This window comes from Mycobacterium gordonae, from assembly GCF_017086405.1.
Taxonomy (GTDB): Bacteria; Actinomycetota; Actinomycetes; order Mycobacteriales; family Mycobacteriaceae; genus Mycobacterium; species Mycobacterium gordonae_D.
The window spans coordinates 5,492,662-5,509,609 of record NZ_CP070973.1 but is presented as its reverse complement, the minus strand read 5'-3'; the positions used below and the strand labels follow the sequence as shown (position 1 = coordinate 5,509,609).

At 64.7% G+C, this 16,948-nt stretch carries 15 protein-coding genes and 1 pseudogene; 7 read left to right on the top strand and 9 right to left on the bottom strand.

Annotated elements, in window-relative coordinates; genetic code table 11:
• Nucleotides 1-207 precede the first annotated feature (207 nt).
• On the bottom strand, nucleotides 208-849 hold the full coding sequence (locus JX552_RS23385) for a GntR family transcriptional regulator (protein WP_205874222.1): 642 nt from the start codon (nucleotides 847-849) through the stop codon (nucleotides 208-210).
• Nucleotides 850-2,252: 1,403 nt separating this feature from the next.
• Between JX552_RS23385 and JX552_RS34270 the strand changes: the two are divergent.
• From JX552_RS34270 to JX552_RS23360, 6 genes and pseudogenes are all read left to right on the top strand, one after another.
• Nucleotides 2,253-2,522: pseudogene (locus JX552_RS34270) on the top strand (PE family protein); the annotation flags it as partial.
• Between the two features lie 483 nt (nucleotides 2,523-3,005).
• Nucleotides 3,006-3,998, top strand: coding sequence for a serine-rich family protein (locus JX552_RS32700; protein WP_241010691.1), 993 nt, complete (start codon nucleotides 3,006-3,008; stop codon nucleotides 3,996-3,998).
• Nucleotides 3,999-4,112: 114 nt separating this feature from the next.
• The gene (folP, locus tag JX552_RS23375; RefSeq protein WP_205878639.1) at nucleotides 4,113-4,937 is read left to right on the top strand and encodes a dihydropteroate synthase; all 825 of its coding nucleotides are present in this window, start codon (nucleotides 4,113-4,115) and stop codon (nucleotides 4,935-4,937) included.
• Nucleotides 4,934-5,881 carry a glucosyl-3-phosphoglycerate synthase gene (locus JX552_RS23370; RefSeq protein ID WP_205874220.1) on the top strand — a complete coding sequence of 316 codons (948 nt, stop codon included), beginning with the start codon at nucleotides 4,934-4,936 and terminating at the stop codon, nucleotides 5,879-5,881. The genes folP and JX552_RS23370 overlap by 4 nt, the downstream gene beginning before the upstream one ends.
• Nucleotides 5,882-5,919: 38 nt before the next feature.
• Entirely contained in the window at nucleotides 5,920-6,285 is a 366-nt protein-coding gene (locus JX552_RS23365; RefSeq protein ID WP_241010690.1) for a DivIVA domain-containing protein, read from the top strand.
• A complete protein-coding gene (locus JX552_RS23360; protein ID WP_205874219.1) occupies nucleotides 6,282-6,875 on the top strand; it encodes a DNA-3-methyladenine glycosylase I in 594 nt (197 codons plus the stop codon). Before JX552_RS23365 ends, JX552_RS23360 begins: the two co-directional genes overlap by 4 nt.
• Before the next feature lie 214 nt (nucleotides 6,876-7,089).
• Here the strand turns inward: JX552_RS23360 and JX552_RS23355 are convergent, their stop codons facing one another.
• The 3 genes from JX552_RS23355 to JX552_RS23345 all read right to left on the bottom strand — a co-directional run bounded on the left by JX552_RS23355 (nucleotide 7,090) and on the right by JX552_RS23345 (nucleotide 11,538).
• The gene (locus tag JX552_RS23355; RefSeq protein ID WP_205874218.1) at nucleotides 7,090-8,619 is read right to left on the bottom strand and encodes an FAD-dependent oxidoreductase; all 1,530 of its coding nucleotides are present in this window, start codon (nucleotides 8,617-8,619) and stop codon (nucleotides 7,090-7,092) included.
• A 187-nt stretch (nucleotides 8,620-8,806) separates the two neighbouring features.
• The gene (locus JX552_RS23350; RefSeq protein ID WP_205874217.1) at nucleotides 8,807-10,630 is read right to left on the bottom strand and encodes a DUF4873 domain-containing protein; all 1,824 of its coding nucleotides are present in this window, start codon (nucleotides 10,628-10,630) and stop codon (nucleotides 8,807-8,809) included.
• On the bottom strand, nucleotides 10,627-11,538 hold the full coding sequence (locus JX552_RS23345; RefSeq protein WP_205874216.1) for an AurF N-oxygenase family protein: 912 nt from the start codon (nucleotides 11,536-11,538) through the stop codon (nucleotides 10,627-10,629). The genes JX552_RS23350 and JX552_RS23345 overlap by 4 nt, the downstream gene beginning before the upstream one ends.
• Nucleotides 11,539-11,652: 114 nt before the next feature.
• Here JX552_RS23345 and JX552_RS23340 point away from each other — a divergent pair, with 114 nt between their 5' ends.
• Nucleotides 11,653-12,264 carry a TetR/AcrR family transcriptional regulator gene (locus JX552_RS23340; protein ID WP_205874215.1) on the top strand — a complete coding sequence of 204 codons (612 nt, stop codon included), beginning with the start codon at nucleotides 11,653-11,655 and terminating at the stop codon, nucleotides 12,262-12,264.
• 171 nt (nucleotides 12,265-12,435) lie between these two features.
• Here JX552_RS23340 and JX552_RS23335 read toward each other — a convergent pair whose 3' ends face one another.
• From JX552_RS23335 to JX552_RS23315, 5 genes are all read right to left on the bottom strand, one after another.
• Complete coding sequence (locus tag JX552_RS23335; RefSeq protein WP_205874214.1) at nucleotides 12,436-13,293, bottom strand: SDR family NAD(P)-dependent oxidoreductase; 858 nt, start codon at nucleotides 13,291-13,293, stop codon at nucleotides 12,436-12,438.
• Between the two features lie 177 nt (nucleotides 13,294-13,470).
• Entirely contained in the window at nucleotides 13,471-14,721 is a 1,251-nt protein-coding gene (locus JX552_RS23330) for an acyl-CoA dehydrogenase family protein (protein WP_205874213.1), read from the bottom strand.
• Entirely contained in the window at nucleotides 14,721-15,590 is an 870-nt protein-coding gene (locus JX552_RS23325) for an SDR family oxidoreductase (RefSeq protein ID WP_205878638.1), read from the bottom strand. The genes JX552_RS23330 and JX552_RS23325 overlap by 1 nt, the downstream gene beginning before the upstream one ends.
• 5 nt (nucleotides 15,591-15,595) lie before the next feature.
• On the bottom strand, nucleotides 15,596-16,492 hold the full coding sequence (locus tag JX552_RS23320; RefSeq protein ID WP_205874212.1) for a MaoC/PaaZ C-terminal domain-containing protein: 897 nt from the start codon (nucleotides 16,490-16,492) through the stop codon (nucleotides 15,596-15,598).
• Nucleotides 16,489-16,929 (bottom strand): type II toxin-antitoxin system Rv0910 family toxin, encoded by a 441-nt coding sequence (locus tag JX552_RS23315; protein ID WP_205874211.1) that lies wholly within the window; start codon nucleotides 16,927-16,929, stop codon nucleotides 16,489-16,491. Before JX552_RS23315 ends, JX552_RS23320 begins: the two co-directional genes overlap by 4 nt.
• Nucleotides 16,930-16,948: the final 19 nt, after the last annotated feature.

Genomic DNA, 16,948 nt, shown 5'->3' with positions numbered 1-16,948 from the left:
CGTTTGCAGCTCCAGTCTCGAGGTCGCGGCGGGTAAGCGACAGCAGGGCTGAAAGCCCTGCTTTGTAAGGACGAGGCCAGCATCCGACGCCTCGTTCGGTATCGCCAATTAGGTTGGCGCGAAGGATGATTCGCGATCCCAGGGCGCCAGAGGCGAGTGTCTCAAGAGATAATCAGACGATTCGTGGTGTGGCGTGGGTTCCGATCGTCAGACGCCGAAAGAACGTAATAGGGCGTCCTCGGCGTCGTTCAAGTACTTCTCGAGGAGGTCAGCGGCCAACTCTGTAGCGCCGGCACGCAACGCGCCGGCAATTTCTTCATGCCGCTTCAGAAACGCAGCGTGGAAAAGCTGAGTGTCTCGCATGTGAGCGTAAGCCAACCGAAATTCAGCCAGCACACCGGACATGATGGAGGACAACCGATCGCTCTCGACGAGGTCGATGAGCGACTCGTGGAACTTGATGCTCGCGGCGGCCACAGCGTCCCAGTGACACTCGTCGGCAGCGGCCTGACCCTCCTCGATTGCGGCCGAGAGCTTTCGTAAACCATTGGGGGTCAGTGTTTTGCTATGCCTGAGCGCCGCGCATTCGACGACTCGCCGCACTTCGTAGAGGTCGGCGATGTCGTCGCGCGAGAGCTGGCGCACAAACACACCCCGGCTGAGTTCGTGTACGAGCAGACGTTCGCGAATCAGCCACTGGAATGCTTCACGCAGGGTGCTGCGTGAAACTCCGTAGGCTTCGCGGACGTGTTCTTCGGACAGGCGTGAGCCAGGGGCGAGCTCGCCAGCGACGATCTGGGCGCGAAGTGCCTCGGCCAATCTGCTGGTGGCACCCGTCGTCTCACCCATGAATGATCCCCCTGCTCCTCGCACCTGTGGCCGAAGGCGACTGACTGCGGGGACCAGCGTAGCTCCTCCTGGTCGCGCCAATCTAGATTGTCGGACGATCTTGTTGTAGATCGTCTGACGATTCGGTAGGGTAGGCCGAATGCAAGCGGGCGAATCGAGCGACGGCGCATGGAAGGTGAAGTCGGAGGTGTCCTTTTTGGTGCCGATGTTTGGTGTCGTCGGTCAGTCCAAGTGCACCCGTTTGGACGACGATCGATGACCAGTGCTCCGGCAAGCGCGGTGACGACGCATTCGGTAAATCCGGGTTCGCATCCGCCCTGTGGCAAACCGCTTCATCCGCTACTCGACGCACCACACGGTGCACTCATCAAAGCCGGATTCGGCCAATCTAAAACCGGGGCTGACCTATGTTCAGCCGTCTCGGATTTGCCTGCCGGTGCTGCGAATGCGAGGCCAACAGAGAACCGCGCGACGGCACCCGTCGAATGTCGATAATTGGGTCCCCGGATTGCACGACGACAGCGCACGTTGCTCATTCAACTGACATAATCTGAAGACGCTCCGTGGTGCAGTCCCGATCTTTTTCGATGCCGCCGGCGACCGTTCATCTCTGCGCTCATTCGCAAAATCGCCATATGATCATTCGAGTTAATCCGGGCTATGCATCCGGGATCTGTGCTCACATGAAAATGAATAACATCGATTAACGTCGCGGTCATCATCGCGGACTAGGGCCGGCATCCTGTCGTAACAGAGTGCTGCATAGGTCAACTCTCGGCTGAGGACGATTCGAGCAAGGCTCTTGCAGCGATTTGATGCGCCGGCGGGGAATGGACGCGGAACCTTGAAGGCGTAGAGGCCGCGACCTTCCGTTCTGTGCCGATTCGAGCGGAGCTGGGTTGGGCGCTGCTGCCGGCCATCGGTGCTTCCAAAATCGCATGTAGTCGAGTCGCATTCAACCTTTGCGAAGATGATGCTTACATTTATTTTGAAGGCTAGTTCTAATTTGTAATTCTGCTTGTGATCAGAGTCGTTGATTGCGCCACGACCGGATTTAGAGAGTTTTACTCGGCATGATTTTATCTCATTTTAGAAGACTATTCCGCGATGACTTGTGCAATTTTTCTGTGAGATTCACGAGCCTCTGCCCAGTTCAGGCTGGGAATAGATCGTCTTGTCGGATAGGCGGCGCCAAGTTCGAGGCACCATGAGGCGGTCAAGACCGTCCTACGTCGAAGACGAAACGCGGAAACTGGACCTGATCCAAATTTTCCAAATGGGTAGTGATCAAGTATTCCTCTACATGTCTGTATTGCGCTCCGATGCAACCAATAGGACACCTCGGTGCTCAGCACCAAATATCAAGTGCATCGCGGTTATCGGTCATTTTGAGAGGAATCTAGATGTCGTTTGTGGTAGCAACCCCGGAAATGCTTGCTGCGGCGGCAGTTGACCTGGAGCGAATCGGCGCAGGCATTAGCGAGGCTAGTCGGGCGGCTACGGGAGCTACTACGGAGTTGTTGCCGGCTGCGGCAGACGAGATCTCATCCGCTATTGCCAGCATGTTTGCCAACCATGGGCGGATCTACCAAGCGATCAGTGCGCAAGCGAGTTCGTTTCACAACCAGTTTGTGCAAACTTTGGGCCGCGTTGCGTCGGCCTACAACGCGGCGGACCTGAACAATGCGGCCTGTCTGGCTTCGGGTGGTCGCTCGGCCGGGGGGGAGGCGGTGCCGGGGGACACCGCGGTAGGGCATTCCGTTGGAGGGTTCGATTCACCCGCTGGCACTGGTGGTGCCCAACCAGCTGGCGGCACTGGCTCAACTCCCCCTTACAGCGGGGGTGGAGGCACTCCTACATCGGGCGGTAGTGGCGTTGATACACCTACAAATCCGGGCATCGGTACCGGTTCGGGCGAGCAGCCCAGCAGCGGCGGTGCCGTAAGCGAAGGAAGTCCTGTCAATACCCCGACTAGTGGCCCGAGTGAGAGGGGAACTGGGGGAAGTGATTCGGCCGCCTCACCGAGTGGCGTGACGCGAGGTGGCGGCGACGGGACGGCCGCCAGCGAAGTGTCTTCCGGTCGTGGCAACGGTACGGCCGATTCACCAACAGTCACTGGTGGTGGGAGTGACGGATCGCAAGCATCGGAGGGGCGTGTGTCTGAGGCAGACAGTGCCGTCGCGCCCGCTGGTGGGGACCCGCGTTCGGTGGTGGTTGCGCCGGGTAGTGGGGATCCGAGTGGGGTGGCGGTGTCGCCGGGTAGTGGGGTTTCTGGTGGGGATCCGAGTGGGGTGGCGGTGTCGCCGGGTAGTGGGGTTTCTGGTGGGGATCCGAGTGGGGTGGCGGTGTCGCCGGGTAGTGGGGTCTCTGGTGGGGATCCGAGTGGGGTGGCGGTGACGCCGGGTAGTGGGGTCTCTGGTGTGGATCCGAGTGGGGTGGCGGTGACGCCGGGTAGTGGGGACCCCAGTGGGGTGGCGGTGTCGCCGGGTAGTGGGGATCCCAGTGGGGTGGCGGTGACGCCGGGTAGTGGGGTCTCTGGTGGGGATCCGAGTGGGGTGGCGGTGTCGCCGGGTAGTGGGGTTTCTGGTGGGGATCCGAGTGGGGTGGCGGTGACGCCGGGTAGTGGGGTCGATCCGAGTGGGGTGGCGGTGACGCCGGGTAGTGGGGTCTCTGGTGGGGATCCGAGTGGGGTGGCGGTGACGCCGGGTAGTGGGGATCCCAGTGGGGTGGCGGTGTCGCCGGGTAGTGGGGTTTCTGGTGGGGATCCGAGTGGGGTGGCGGTGACGCCGGGCAGTGGGGACCCCAGTGGGGTGGCGGTAACGCCGGGCAGTGGGGTGGCGGTGGCGCCGGGTAGTGGAGATCCTAGTGGGGTGGCGGTGGCGCCGGGCCGTGCGGTTTCTAGCGGCGGCGACGCGGCTGCGTTGGTCACCCATGGGAGTCACGATCTGCGGAATGCAACGGTGGCGCACAGACAGGTGACGCGGTTTCGACTACTGCCGCGGCAAGACCTGTGGGGCCCGCCAGCGGCGGTACCACCACTAAAGGCGGTGGGCGGGTCGGCAGCGGTCAAATTTCCAAGCTCGCCGGATCGCATTCGCGCTAAGCGAACAGGAGTTTGCGGCGCCGCGTCCGGCGACATCGCAGAGTAGGCAGCTTCGCGATCGGTACTGGCAGCCGGCGGCAGTTACGAAGGCAGCAGGCACTATGGAAGCGTGCAGGCAACCCTGTGCGGCCGCCCCGTCGCCGGTGACCGCGCGCTGATCATGGCGATCATCAATCGCACCCCGGACTCGTTCTACGACAAGGGCGCGACCTTTGCCGACGACGCTGCCCGCGAGGCCGTGCACCGCGCTGTGGCCGAGGGCGCCGACGTCATCGACATCGGCGGGGTCAAGGCGGGCCCCGGGGAGAACGTCGACACCGAGACCGAGATTGCCCGGCTGGTGCCTTTTGTCGAGTGGTTGCGCGGCGCCTACCCCGACCAACTGATTAGCGTCGACACCTGGCGCTCGGAGGTGGCCAGGCTGGCGTGCGCGGCCGGGGCGGACATCATCAACGACACCTGGGGCGGCGTGGACCGGCAGTTGCAAGAGGTGGCCGCCGAGTTCGACGCCGGCTTGGTGTGTGCGCACACCGGGGGAGCGTTACCACGCACCCGGCCCTTCCGGGTGAGTTACGGTACGTCTACCCGCGGCGTGGTGGACGACGTGATTGCCCAGGTCACAGCCGCCGCCGAGCGGGCAGTCGCGGCCGGGGTAGCCCGCGACCGGGTACTCATCGATCCGGCCCACGATTTCGGCAAGAACACTTTCCACGGGCTGGTGCTGTTGCGACACGTGGCCGATCTTGTTAAGACCGGGTGGCCGGTGCTCATGGCTTTGAGTAATAAGGACTTCGTCGGGGAGACTCTAGGCGTGGACGTGACCGAACGGCTCGAGGGAACGCTGGCCGCAACCGCGCTGGCCGCGGCCGCCGGAGCCCGCATGTTCCGCGTCCACCAGGTCGCGGCGACCAGGAGGGTGCTGGAGATGGTGGCCTCGATTCAGGGGATCCGGCCGCCGACGCGCACCGTAAGGGGGCTGGGATGACCGCATCCGATCTGGTCGCGGCCGACCTCGTCGGTGACCTGGCCGACCGTAGTTGGAACCGTCCGCGCTGGACCGTGAGCGAACTCGTCGCGGCCAAAGCGGGCCGGACGATCTCGGTCGTGCTACCGGCGCTCAATGAGGAAGACACTGTCGAATCGGTGATCGACAGCATCTCGCCGTTGGTCGACGGATTGGTCGACGAACTGATCGTGCTGGATTCGGGGTCCACCGACGACACCGAAATCCGGGCCATCGCCGCCGGCGCCCGAGTAGTGAGCCGCGAGCAGGCAGTGCCGGAGCTACCGGCGCGGCCCGGCAAAGGCGAGGCGCTATGGCGTTCACTTGCTGCCACCACCGGGGACATCGTGGTGTTCATTGACTCCGACCTGATCGACCCGGATCCGATGTTCGTGCCCAATCTGGTCGGTCCGCTACTCACCGGGGACGGCATTCACCTGGTCAAAGGCTTCTACCGGCGTCCGCTCGGCGTCGGCGACGCCAGCGGCGACGCCGGATCCACCGGTGGTGGCCGGGTCACAGAACTGGTGGCGCGACCGCTGCTGGCAGCGCTACGTCCCGAGTTGGGCTGGGTGTTGCAGCCGCTGGGCGGGGAATACGCGGCCACTCGGGAGTTGCTGACGTCGTTGCCCTTCGCGCCGGGCTACGGCGTGGAAATCGGCCTGCTGATCGACACCTTCGACCGGCTGGGCCTGGACGCGATCGCCCAGGTCAACCTGGGTGTGCGGGCCCACCGCAATAGGCCGTTGGAAGAGCTTGGCGCCATGAGTCGTCAGGTGATCGCGACGCTCCTTTCCCGCTGCGGCATTCCCGATTCCGGAGTCGGGTTGACCCAGTTCTTCCCCGTCGGTGACGGGTACGCCCAGCACATCGTGCCGGTGTCGCTGTCGGATCGCCCACCGATGAGCGTGCTCAGGCCTCACTGATCGCGGCATGTCGGTGCGGTAGGGCAAGATCGACTCTCGTGGCGTTGGTGTTGCTTTACCTGGTGGTTCTGACCCTGGTGGCAGTCGTTTTGTTCGGCGTGGCCAGCCTGTTGTTCGGTCGCGGTGAGCAGTTGCCGCCGCTGCCGCGCGCGACGACGGCGACGGTACTGCCGGCCTACGGCGTCACGGCCGCAGACGTCGAGGCCGTGAAATTCACCCAGGTACTGCGTGGATACAAGACGAGCGAAGTCGACTGGGTGTTGGACCGCCTGGGCCGCGAGCTGGACACGCTGCGGGGCCAGATAGCGGCGCTGCAAGCCTCGGGCACGGAGGCACAACCTGGTGATGACATCGAGTCATCAGATGTCGATGCCGTCGCGGCAGACCGCTCCGGGCCCACATGAGTGACGACGGTCTGGTTCGCTGCGGCTGGGCCGTCGTTCGACCCGGGCCCGACGCCGACCTCTACCGCAACTATCACGATCAGGAGTGGGGTAACCCGCTCAAAGACGGCACCGCGTTGTTCGAGCGGATGAGCCTGGAGGCGTTCCAGAGCGGGCTGTCGTGGCTGATCATTTTGCGCAAGCGGGATAATTTCCGCCGCGCGTTCCACGGTTTCGACGTCGAGCAGGTCGCCCGCTTCACCGAGGACGACGTTCAGCGACTGCTGGCCGACGACGGCATCGTGCGCAACCGGGCCAAGATCGAATCGACGGTTGCCAACGCGCGTGCGGTTCTCGATCTGGGTTCCCCGCAAGACCTGTCTGACCTGCTGTGGTCGTTCGCGCCACCGCCCCGCCCCCGGTTTGCTGATCTGTCCGATATCCCCTCCACCAGTCCGGAATCCAAGGCCATGGCCCGCGAGCTGAAGCGCCGCGGTTTCCGCTTCGTCGGACCGACCACTGCCTACGCACTGATGCAGGCCACCGGCATGGTCGACGACCACATCAGCGCTTGCTGGGTCCAGACGAGTGGTTCCAAGCAGACTCCGTAGAACGAGCGGAATCGCTTCTGCTGCACATATGCGTGAATATGGTTCAGAATCTTGCCTCGTCGTCGATCCGTCGCTGGCCGCGGGCGCCAACGTGACAACGTGACAACGTGACAACGTGACAACGTGACAACGCAGTGCACCAGCGCCCGATGATTGGAGCGCTTAGGAGAGGTCCCCGCGCAGGCCGGTCGACGCCAGCCGGTTCGGCAAACGTCTAAAGAGTTGTGGCTTGCCGCTTTGCGGCGGCAGGAACATCGCCCTTATCGGATTGGACGCTTCGGTCACCTGCGCTGACCGAAGCGCCATTCTTCGGAAGCGGCCCTAGTAGGCCCGCCGCGTGGTCGTGGAGCAGGGCAGCGACGGTTTGTTCGGCGCAGGTGCGATTTGTCCCGATCACACCCGACGGACCGCGTTTGATCCACCCGGTCGTGTAGACGCCGGTCACGGGTGCGCCGCTGGGTGAGCTGAGGACTCGGCCGTCGGCGTGTGGGATGGTGCCAGAGGCGAGGTCGAACGGAACACCGGGGATCTGTTGGCCACGAGAGCCGATGGCGTGGATGACGATGTCGGCATCGACGCATTCTCCGTTCGACAGGGTAACGCCGATGATGCGTCGTGTGCCTTGGATGCTGACCGGGGTGGCGTGGAAGCGCAGCACGAGGCGTTTGGCACCTGATGTTGACGGGTTCGCCGCGATCCTGGAAAGCAGTTTCAGCTTCCGGTTGGTGTCGGGCCCGTGCGCCGTCGATTCGGCGGCAGCGATGTCGCAGGGATCGACGATGATGTCGATGTCGGTGCGGTGCGCTAGGGCCAGTATCTCCGGAAGTGTGAACGAGGCGTGCTCGGCGCCGCGGCGACCGATGAGCATCACTTCGTCGATGGTGCTGGCGCGCAACGACTTAACAGCGCGGGGGGAAATGGTGGTGCGGGCCAGGACATCGGGGTCGGTGAGGAGGATGCGGGCAACGTCGAGGGCGACGTTGCCGTTGCCGATGACCACCGCGCGTCGCCCCGTCAGTTGCGGGTTGAGGTGCTCGTAGTCGGGGTGTCCGTTGTACCAGCCGACGAACGCTGTGGCCGCTACGGATTCCGGCAGTTCGCTGCCCGGAATGTCGAGGCGGCGTGGATTGAAGGCTCCGTGGGCGTAGATGACCGCGTCGTGGTTCGTCTGCAGATCGGCATGGTGCAGATCGGTCCCGACGTCGACGCCCAGGTGGGTGTGGAGTCGTCGCTTCTTGTCACCGATGAACTGGAACTGCCCGACGACGGCTTTAGTGGCGGGATGGTCGGGTGCGACGCCGTAGTTGATGAGGCCGCCGGTGGTCGGTAACCGGTCATACATGTGGACGTGGACGCCGGGATGGCGAAGTAGGGCTTTGGCACTGTAGAGACCGGCGGGCCCGGTTCCGACGATGGCGACATCCAGCGGTGCGTCGCTGGTGATCAGCGGCTGCGGTGCGGGGACGCGGCGAAATACGTTCGGCGTGCGGTGATCTCGGTAATAGTCGGCGTTCAACTCGATGAACGGCCGTTCCGCCGAGGAGAGCGCGGTGGCGGGTCGGATGGCGTCGACGGGGCAGGCGTCGGCGCAGGCTCCGCAGTCGATACAGGTGTTGGGGTCGATGTGGAGCATCTCCGCAGACTCGAAGGCGGGCTCGTCAGGTGACGGGTGGATGCAGCTCACGGGGCAGACGGCGACGCAGGAGGCGTCGTTGCAGCAGTTCTGGGTGATGACGTAGGCCATGAGGAATCCTTGCGCGGCAGAGGGTTTGGGTTGAGAACTCGGACAAGCCGCGTACTACGAATATCGAGGCGCAGTAATTCGCGTCCTTGGGTGCGGCGGTGATCCGTTCGAGTTCGGCTTCGCTCGTCCCGGAGAGGCGGCCGTGGACCGCGACCCGGCGCAGCGTCGAACCGTCGCCGAGAGTGCGTCACGCATGGCGTGGCTGCGGGGTTGCCATGGTGGGCGCCTGGTCGGCTTCGCGCGGATACGGCGCGCGGCCGTAGCCGGTGATGTGGACACCGCCCCACGGGTCGGAGTCGATCAGGCAGGCGTCGACGGGTTCGCCGCCCGGAATGCGTAGGCGGACGGGTTGGTTAGCGTGCCGGTATGCCTGGTCCAGGGCGTCCGTGGGATCGATGCGTCCCGACCAGTGCAGCTGGTTGTCGACGGGTTGATACACCGCCACGAGGTGGACCCTTACGGCGAGTTCGGTTTCGTGTTCGATGAGTAGCGCGGGGCCGTGATACTCGTCCGCCCGCTCGCGGTCTACGGCGCGGGTGAATTCGAAGTCGGTCAGTGCCGGTGTGCGGGTGCGGCGCCAGTAGGACACAGTGGAACCGGGCCACAGTGCGCGGTTGACACCCTGTCCGTCGAGGTACCAGCTGCGGCACCCGCCCGAGGTCCACACCGTGCCCTGCGACCGGCGTTGCAGTTCCCGATTGAAGTGTTGTTGCACATGGGGTTTCACGTCGATCCTGGTGCTACCCCGGTCACGCATGGCGCGCAACAGGGACACGATGTAGTGGGTTTGCGCTTCGATCATGAACACGATCGACTGGTTGCCGACACCTGAGTTGGGGCCCATCACCATGAAGTGGTTCGGCATCGCGTGCGTGGCGACGCCGAGGTAAGCCTGCGGTCCATCCCGCCACACCTGCTGAATCGTCCGTCCGGACGTGCCGACCTGGGTGTGGTCGCCCCACTTGTCGGTGACCTTGAAGCCGGTGCCGTAGACGATGACGTCGACCGGCCGTTCAACCCCGTCGGGAGTGCGGATGCCGGTGGGCGTGATCGCGTCGATGGAATCGGTGATCAACGCTACGTTGTGGCGCTGCAACGCCGGGTAGTAGTGGTTATCGATGATCATGCGCTTGCAGCCGACTTCGTAGTCCGGCGTCAACCGGGCCCGCAGGTCCGCGTCGCCGACTTGTCGGCACAGATGTGCGGTCGCCACGGCGCGAACCGCGCGCATGTACCGCGGGTGCAGGAATGCGCCGACGAGTGCTTCGTGGCTGGCGTAGATTCCCGCGCGGATCAGCCTGCGCAGTCCGGGGATCGCGCGGTAGGCGACGCGCTCTGCGCGAGTGATGGGGCGATCGAATTTGGGCAGCACCCAGGCCGGGGTTCGTTGGTACACGTCGAGGTGCGCGGCACTTTCGGCGAGGTGCGGGATGAACTGCACCGCGCTGGCGCCGGTGCCGATCACCGCGACTCGCTTGCCGGTGAAGTCGGTGTCGTGGTCCCACCGGGCCGAGTGGAAGGCGGTGCCGCCGAAGGCGGTGCTGCCGGGCAGTTCTGGGATGTTGGGAATGTGCAGCGGTCCGGTCGCGTCGATAACCGCCCGGCACACGGTTCTCGCCCCGTCGGCGTCCGTCAGTGTCCAGGTGTCGCTGTCGTCATCGAACTCGCGCGACACCACGTCGATGCCGAAGCGGATGGAGCGCCGCAGGTCGTATCGGGCGGCGACGCGCCGCAGATAATCGAGGATCTCGGGTTGGCGGGCGTATCCGCGCGTCCAGTTCGGGTTGGGCGCAAAGGAGAATGAGTACATCAGTGACATCACGTCGCATGCCGCGCCGGGATAGGTGTTCTCCCGCCAGGTGCCGCCGACGTCGTGGGCCTTCTCCAGAACGACGAAATCGTCGATGCCCGCTTCACGCAGGGTGATCGCCGCGCACAACCCGCCGAACCCGGCGCCGATGACGACGACGTCCACGTCGAGATCTTCTGGGGATGTGGTGTCGGCGTTCATCCGAGGAAGCCGAAACGCCGCCACAGGAAGCGCGATATGCCGTTGAGCAGACCGTTCTCGTCGAGGAAGCGGTAAAGGCCCTCGAATGCCTCTCGGCGCCGGGCGTTGACCTGTTCGTTGGCGCGGGCCTGCCGCATCGCCTCGGCGACGTCGAGCCCGCAGCGGGCGTACACCTTCTTGTCGTAGCTAAGGCGGCGCAGGATGAAGCCGGCGCCGCCATTAGCGGTGGCGACGAGCTGGCGTTCCCACCAGCGCGCGCGCTGCACGCGGCGGCGTACGCCTTCGCGGGCGTAGCGGATGTGCCGGGCTTCCTCGGTGACGTGAATCCGCATGATCTGCGCCATGATCGGTTGCAGTTGCGGGTGGTGGAGGTAATTGCGCTGCATGTCGTCGATCAGTTCCTCGCCGCACAGCGCCGCGACCCACAGGAGCAGCCCGCGATAGAAGAACGGGAACAGCTGCACCGCCATCGCCTCCAGCGTCGACAGCCGGTAGGGCAGTGCGCCGATCGCGGACACTCCGCGGCCGAACATAATCATGTGCCGGGTCTCGTCGCCGAGTTCGGTGAGTGCGTAGTGCACGTGTCGTGAGGTCGGGTCTTGGTGCAGCATGGCGCGCAGCAGGCCCTGATTGAGCGTGTTCTCGAACCACACCGCCCGGCTCAGAGTGTTGGCGGCCTCCTGTCGCGACAACTCGACCCGCTCGCGGTGGGACATGCTCTCCCACAGGGGAGTGCCGTACAGCGAAATGGCCTCCGGCGGAACGTAGAACAGATCCGGATCCTGCGGGGCGTCCCAGTCGACGTCGACCGCCGAGTCGTAGGACCGCCGCAGTGAACCCGCGATCAGCCGATCCGCCGCCCGATCGCGTGTTGCGGTGTGGTCGTGCCGCACATCCGCTGTCGTCATCGCCATTCCCCCTTCTCGACCGGCAGGTGAGTGGCGTCGCCGACGGAGCGGCGACCCTACCTGGATGGAAGAATAGACGATTTATGTCTATTCGTCTACCTTTATTCTGTGTTGATGACATCGCCCGCCTCGGAGAAGGTCGCCGATAAGACCGCCGATGCCCGCGCCCGGATCTTCGACGCGGTGCTGTCGTGGGCGGGGGCCACGGGCCTGCGCAAGCTGTCGATGGACGAGGTGGCCCAACGCGCACGAGTCGGCCGCGCCACGTTGTACAAGTACTTCCCCGGCCGCGACGCACTGATCGAAGCGTTCGTGCGCGACCAACTCGCCAAGTTCTTCGCCGACGTCCAAGTCACCGTCGAGCGGTACAGGGATCCCGACGACCGTTTGGTGCACGGCTTCGCCCACGCCTACCGGTTGCTGCGTGACCATCGGGCGGTCGGTCCGGTGCTGCGGCTCAACCCGGAATTGCTTCTGCCCTATGTCATCTCTGATCACAGCTACGCACTCGACCTGGGCCGCTCCTTCGTCGACACCATGACTCCTGCCGGTGACCTTCCGGATCGGGCGCGGGCGCAGTTCGCCGAGCACGTGGCACGGGCCTTCCACACCTTGATCCTCATCCCGTCCACTGTCCTGAGCTTGGACGAGCCCGACGGCCCCGAGGAATACGCCCGTCACTTCCTCTTGCCGGTCAAACACCACTTGGCGGCTACCGGTACCTGATATCAGCGCCCCACCGCTTTCACGGGCTCGTGGTGACTAACGCGTCGACCAGTGGCACGTCAGGTTGATCATGTCGAAGAAGTTGACCGCCATGACGCGCTTGAGGTCCGTGCAGCCGCGCTCTCGGACACGCGCGCCGGATGGAGCGGCCCGCGTCGTTCACCAGCAGGTTCATCGCACGTCGTTGCGCAGACGGGCGTGGTAGCGCGCACGGGCTGCCACGTCGGTCGCGGTGAACGCGGTGTCCAGGCCTGCCGCGCGTTCCAGGCGCTGCCGCGGACCCGTGGGAATCAGCGCCATCACCGCCAGCATGGCCCCCAGTGCCCGCGGAACGACGACCCGGTCGCGTTCGCGTTCTACGGCGTCCACAACCGCGGCGGCGACGTCGTCAGGATCGACCTCGCTAACGGGGAGTAGCCATTTCGGGGTGCTGTTGCCGGCCGAGAGTTCGGTACGCACCAAACCCGGTAGCACCACGGTGACACCGATTCCTTTGTCTACCAGCTCCCTTCGCAAGGCGTCGGAGAATCCGATTACCGCGTGTTTGGTGCCGCAGTAGGTGGCCACCCCGCGGTGGGCACTCACCCCCGCCAATGAGGCGATGTTGACGATGCGGGCATTGGGTGCAGACAGGTGCGCTATGGCGAGCTTGCAGCCGGTGATCACACCCCCGACGTTGATGGCGATCAGCTTGTCGGTGATTTCGTCGTCCTCGTCGACCAAGAGCCCGGTAGGCATGATGCCGGCGTTGTTGACCAGCGTGTCCAGCGGGCCGAGTCGCGACTCGGCCTCGGTGAGGAAGGCATCGAAGGACTCCCGGTGGGTGACGTCGAGCGGGAGGCCGTGCGCGGTGCCTCCGGTTGAGGCGGACAGGGCAGCCGCGGACTCTTCGGCCAGTGCGGCGTCGAGGTCTCCCAGGGCCACCGATGCACCGGCGCGCGCGAACGCGGCGCCGATCGCCAGGCCGATCCCTCGCGCCCCCCCGGTGATGGCCACGGTTCGGTGAATGTCGATGTGCTGTCGTGTCATTGGTGCCCGGCCTTCTTCGTTGTGGAGGCGTACATATCGTCGATGTCGGACGCGCGGTTAAGGGTGATCGCCTTGCGTCCGAGTTTTCCGGTGGGCGTTGACTTGTGATCTGCCGTCGTGGCGCTGCGTAATCCGCGCCTCGGTCTTCCCGGGCGCCGTCAGCGAGCGCGGGCGGTGCTACGCCCTCAGTAGGCTCTTCGCGACATGGGTGATCTGTACCTCGTTGCTACCGGCGTAGATCATGAGCGACTTGGCGTCGCGAGCCAATTGCTCGACGCGGTATTCGGCCATGTACCCGTTGCCGCCGAACAACTGCACGGCATCCATCGCCACCTCGGTGGCCACCTCCGAGGAGTACCACTTCACCGCCGATGCCTCGCCCAGCGACGGCAGCTTGCCGTCCTTGAGTCGCGTCAGGGTCTGAAAGACCATGTTCTGCACGTTGATCCGAGCCACTTCCATTTTGGCTAGCTTGAGCTGAATCAACTGAAACTGCCCGATCTCCTTGCCCCACAGCGTGCGGGACTTCGCATAATCGATGCACAGCCGACGACACTCGTTGATGATGCCCAGTGACATCGCCGCCACGCCCAGGCGCTCGGCGACGAAATTGGCGCGCGCGCTGTCACGCCCGTCCCCGCCTGAGTGTTGTTCGGTCTCTCCCAGCAGCCGATCGGGAGTGAGCCGCACGTCATCGAAGAATAGTTCGCCGGTGGGCGAGGACATCATGCCCATCTTCTTGAACGCCTTGCCCTGCGTCAGACCGGGCATGCCCGCGTCGAGTACGAACGTCAGCACCTGGCGGTCACGCGGGTCGGATTTGCCCGCATTGTCTTCCGCGAGTTTGGCGTACACGATCAGCACATCGGCGTCGGGGCCGTTGGTGATGAACGTCTTCTGCCCGTTGAGCAGATAATCCTGCCCATCGCGTTTGACGTAAGTCTTCATACCGCCGAACGCATCCGAACCGGCATCGGGTTCGGTGATCGCCCAGGCCGCGATCTTCTCCAGCGTCATCAACTCTGGCAGCCATCGCTCCTTCTGCGCCAACGTGCCACGGCTGGCGATGGTCGCCGCCCCCAGTCCCAAACTCACTCCGACCGTGCTTAACAGGCCGATACTGACCCCGGACAGTTCGGACACCATCGCCACTGCCATCGACGCCTGAGCACCGAAGCCGCCCGCATCCATCTTCTTCTCGGCCTCGCGGACGGCGCCATCCCGCTTGGCGCGCTCCTTGTCCAACATCGTCTTGACTGCCTCGGCGGCCATCGCGTCCAGACCGAACTCGCTGAACAGCTTGCGCGCCAACGGATATGGCGATAGCTCGCCACTCTCCAGCGCGTCCAGGTGCGGGCGGATTTCGCGATCGATGAACGCGCGCATACTGTCGCGCATCAGGATGTCGGTTGCAGACCATTCGTACATCAGCGGGGGAGCCTGTCTTCGATGTCGTGAATTTGCCAGAGACCATCGGTTTCGATCGTCTTGACGTCGTGCCATCCGGCGAGTTGGGAGATCGCGCCCCCCTGCACCGCATACACCCGCCCGGTCACCGGGCACTTCTCCGTCGCGAGATAGGCGACAAGCGGGGAGATGTTGGCCGGCGCGAACAGATCGACCTCGCCGGGTTCCGGTTCGCTCATGAGCGAACCCATTCCGGGCGTGGCCAGGGTGAGTCGGGTTCGTGCGATCGGCGCGATGGCGTTGACCCGCACTCCGTAGCGCTGCAATTCGTCAGCGGCCACCAGGGTCATGGCCGCGATCGCCGCCTTCGCCGAGCCGTAGTTGACCTGCCCGGCGTTGGGAATCGTCGTCCCGGAGCCGGATGCGGTGTTGATGACCGACGCCATCGGCTGATCCCCGGCCTTCGACTGCCCCTTCCAATACTCGGCGGCGTGACGCAGCACCGAGAAGTGTCCCTTCAGGTGTACCGCGATGACGGCATCCCAGTCCGCTTCGGACAGGCCGGCGATGAAGCCATCACGCAAAATGCCGGCGTTGTTCACCACCACGTCCAGCCGGCCGAACTCCTCGACCGCCTGATTGACCAGAGACCTCGCACCGTCCCAGGTGGCGATGTTCTCGGTGTTGGCCACCGCGGCGCCGCCCGCGGCGCGGATCTCCTCGACCACCTCGTGCGCGGGACCGGCGTCAGTGCCGTCTCCGGAGTTGCTGCCGCCAAGGTCGTTGACCACGACGCTGGCTCCCTTCGCGGCGAACAGCAGGGCGTGTTCGCGCCCGATGCCGCGGCCGGCGCCGGAGATGACGGCGACGCGGCCGTCCAGTGCGCCCATCCTCATCAGGCCTCCTTGATTTCGGCCAGGCCGTCGGTGATGGCCTTCTCGCCATCGCTGCCCACCCTGGTGGTTTCGAACAGGTAGGTGCTCACCCCATCGCGGGTATCCCGCTTCCAGAGGCGTGTTTCGAGGTCATCGCCGGGCAGCACCATTTTGGAAAACCGCACCGCAAACCGTTTGAGCCGGTTGACGTCCGATTTGGCGACCTGGGTGAGCAGCGCCCATGACGTGAATGCCATCGTGCACAAACCGTGCGCGATGATGCCGGGTAACCCGGCGTCCCTGGCAACTTCCGCGTCCAGGTGGATCGGCATTGGATCCCCCGACGCCTGCGAGTACCGAAACGTCTGATCCTCGTCGACGTGCTGCACGACGGTCGCCACCGGCTGCTGGCCGCGCAGCGCCTCGTCGAACTTGTGCGACGGGCTGAGCACCCCAACCGACCTCCCGGCCTGGAAGCCGCGCACGAATGTCGTCGCATACTGCTCATTGACGAGTTCGCCTGCCTCCGTGCGGCATTCGAGTTTTATCGCCGCCCGAGTGCCGTTGTCCAGCCCCTCGTAGCCGATCATCTTGCCGCGCGATATCAGCTTGTCGCCCGGACGGATCGGGCGGTGAAAATGGAAGTCCTGCTCGCCGTGGACGACTCGCGGGATCAGCTCCACGGGAAGGACGTCGATGGCCGGCATGAGCAGCGACTCGAAGACCGGAACGATGCCGAACACCGGCGCAGCGATCTCACCTCGGCGGTGTGCGGGGATGGGGTCGTTGGTCGCCGCGGCGTACTCGGCGAGCCGTGGCGCGGTGACCTCGAACCGATCCTCCTCGGTCCAGGTATCCAGGCCGCTGTCATCGAACACCAGCTCCTGACCTGAAGCCACCCCGTTCGCGGCGCTCACGCGGCGGCCGCCGCGAGGGCTTGGAGTTTGTCCAGGCTGGTGTCGAGCTGCTTGGCGCCGTCTTTCTCGACCGCCTTGGCCATGGCGCCCTTGATCAGGGCGCCCTCGAAGTCACCGGCCACCGCGATTGTGGAGCCGTCGACCTTCGGGGTGATCGTGAACGCGAACCGCGCCTTCACGCCGGCCATGCCCGTTCCGGCGAGCACCAGAGTCGTCGGCGCCTCGACGGTTTCCACCGCCCAGTCGATCTTGTTGGCCATGCCGAGCATGACGATCTTGGCGGTCAGTTTGGCTCCCGCGCTCAGTGCCGCCGGCGGCTCCTCGAGCCAGCGGTCGTGCACGGTGAACCACTCGCCCCAGGTATGAGGGTCGCTGACGGTCGCCCACAGCTCGTCCGCCCCGACGGCGAGATCCTTCGTTGCTTCGATGTGTCCCATGACGTCTACTTCCTTCTGC

Bases quoted from the DNA above. Each gene is read 5' to 3' on its own strand.
- JX552_RS23385 (WP_205874222.1), bottom strand. From the start codon at position 849: ATGGGTGAGACGACGGGTGCCACCAGCAGATTGGCCGAGGCACTTCGC.
- folP (WP_205878639.1), top strand. From the start codon at position 4,113: ATGGCGATCATCAATCGCACCCCGGACTCGTTCTACGACAAGGGCGCG.
- JX552_RS23370 (WP_205874220.1), top strand. From the start codon at position 4,934: ATGACCGCATCCGATCTGGTCGCGGCCGACCTCGTCGGTGACCTGGCC.
- JX552_RS23360 (WP_205874219.1), top strand. From the start codon at position 6,282: ATGAGTGACGACGGTCTGGTTCGCTGCGGCTGGGCCGTCGTTCGACCC.
- JX552_RS23355 (WP_205874218.1), bottom strand. From the start codon at position 8,619: ATGGCCTACGTCATCACCCAGAACTGCTGCAACGACGCCTCCTGCGTC.
- JX552_RS23350 (WP_205874217.1), bottom strand. From the start codon at position 10,630: ATGAACGCCGACACCACATCCCCAGAAGATCTCGACGTGGACGTCGTC.
- JX552_RS23345 (WP_205874216.1), bottom strand. From the start codon at position 11,538: ATGACGACAGCGGATGTGCGGCACGACCACACCGCAACACGCGATCGG.
- JX552_RS23340 (WP_205874215.1), top strand. From the start codon at position 11,653: ATGACATCGCCCGCCTCGGAGAAGGTCGCCGATAAGACCGCCGATGCC.
- JX552_RS23335 (WP_205874214.1), bottom strand. From the start codon at position 13,293: ATGACACGACAGCACATCGACATTCACCGAACCGTGGCCATCACCGGG.
- JX552_RS23330 (WP_205874213.1), bottom strand. From the start codon at position 14,721: ATGTACGAATGGTCTGCAACCGACATCCTGATGCGCGACAGTATGCGC.
- JX552_RS23325 (WP_205878638.1), bottom strand. From the start codon at position 15,590: ATGGGCGCACTGGACGGCCGCGTCGCCGTCATCTCCGGCGCCGGCCGC.
- JX552_RS23315 (WP_205874211.1), bottom strand. From the start codon at position 16,929: ATGGGACACATCGAAGCAACGAAGGATCTCGCCGTCGGGGCGGACGAG.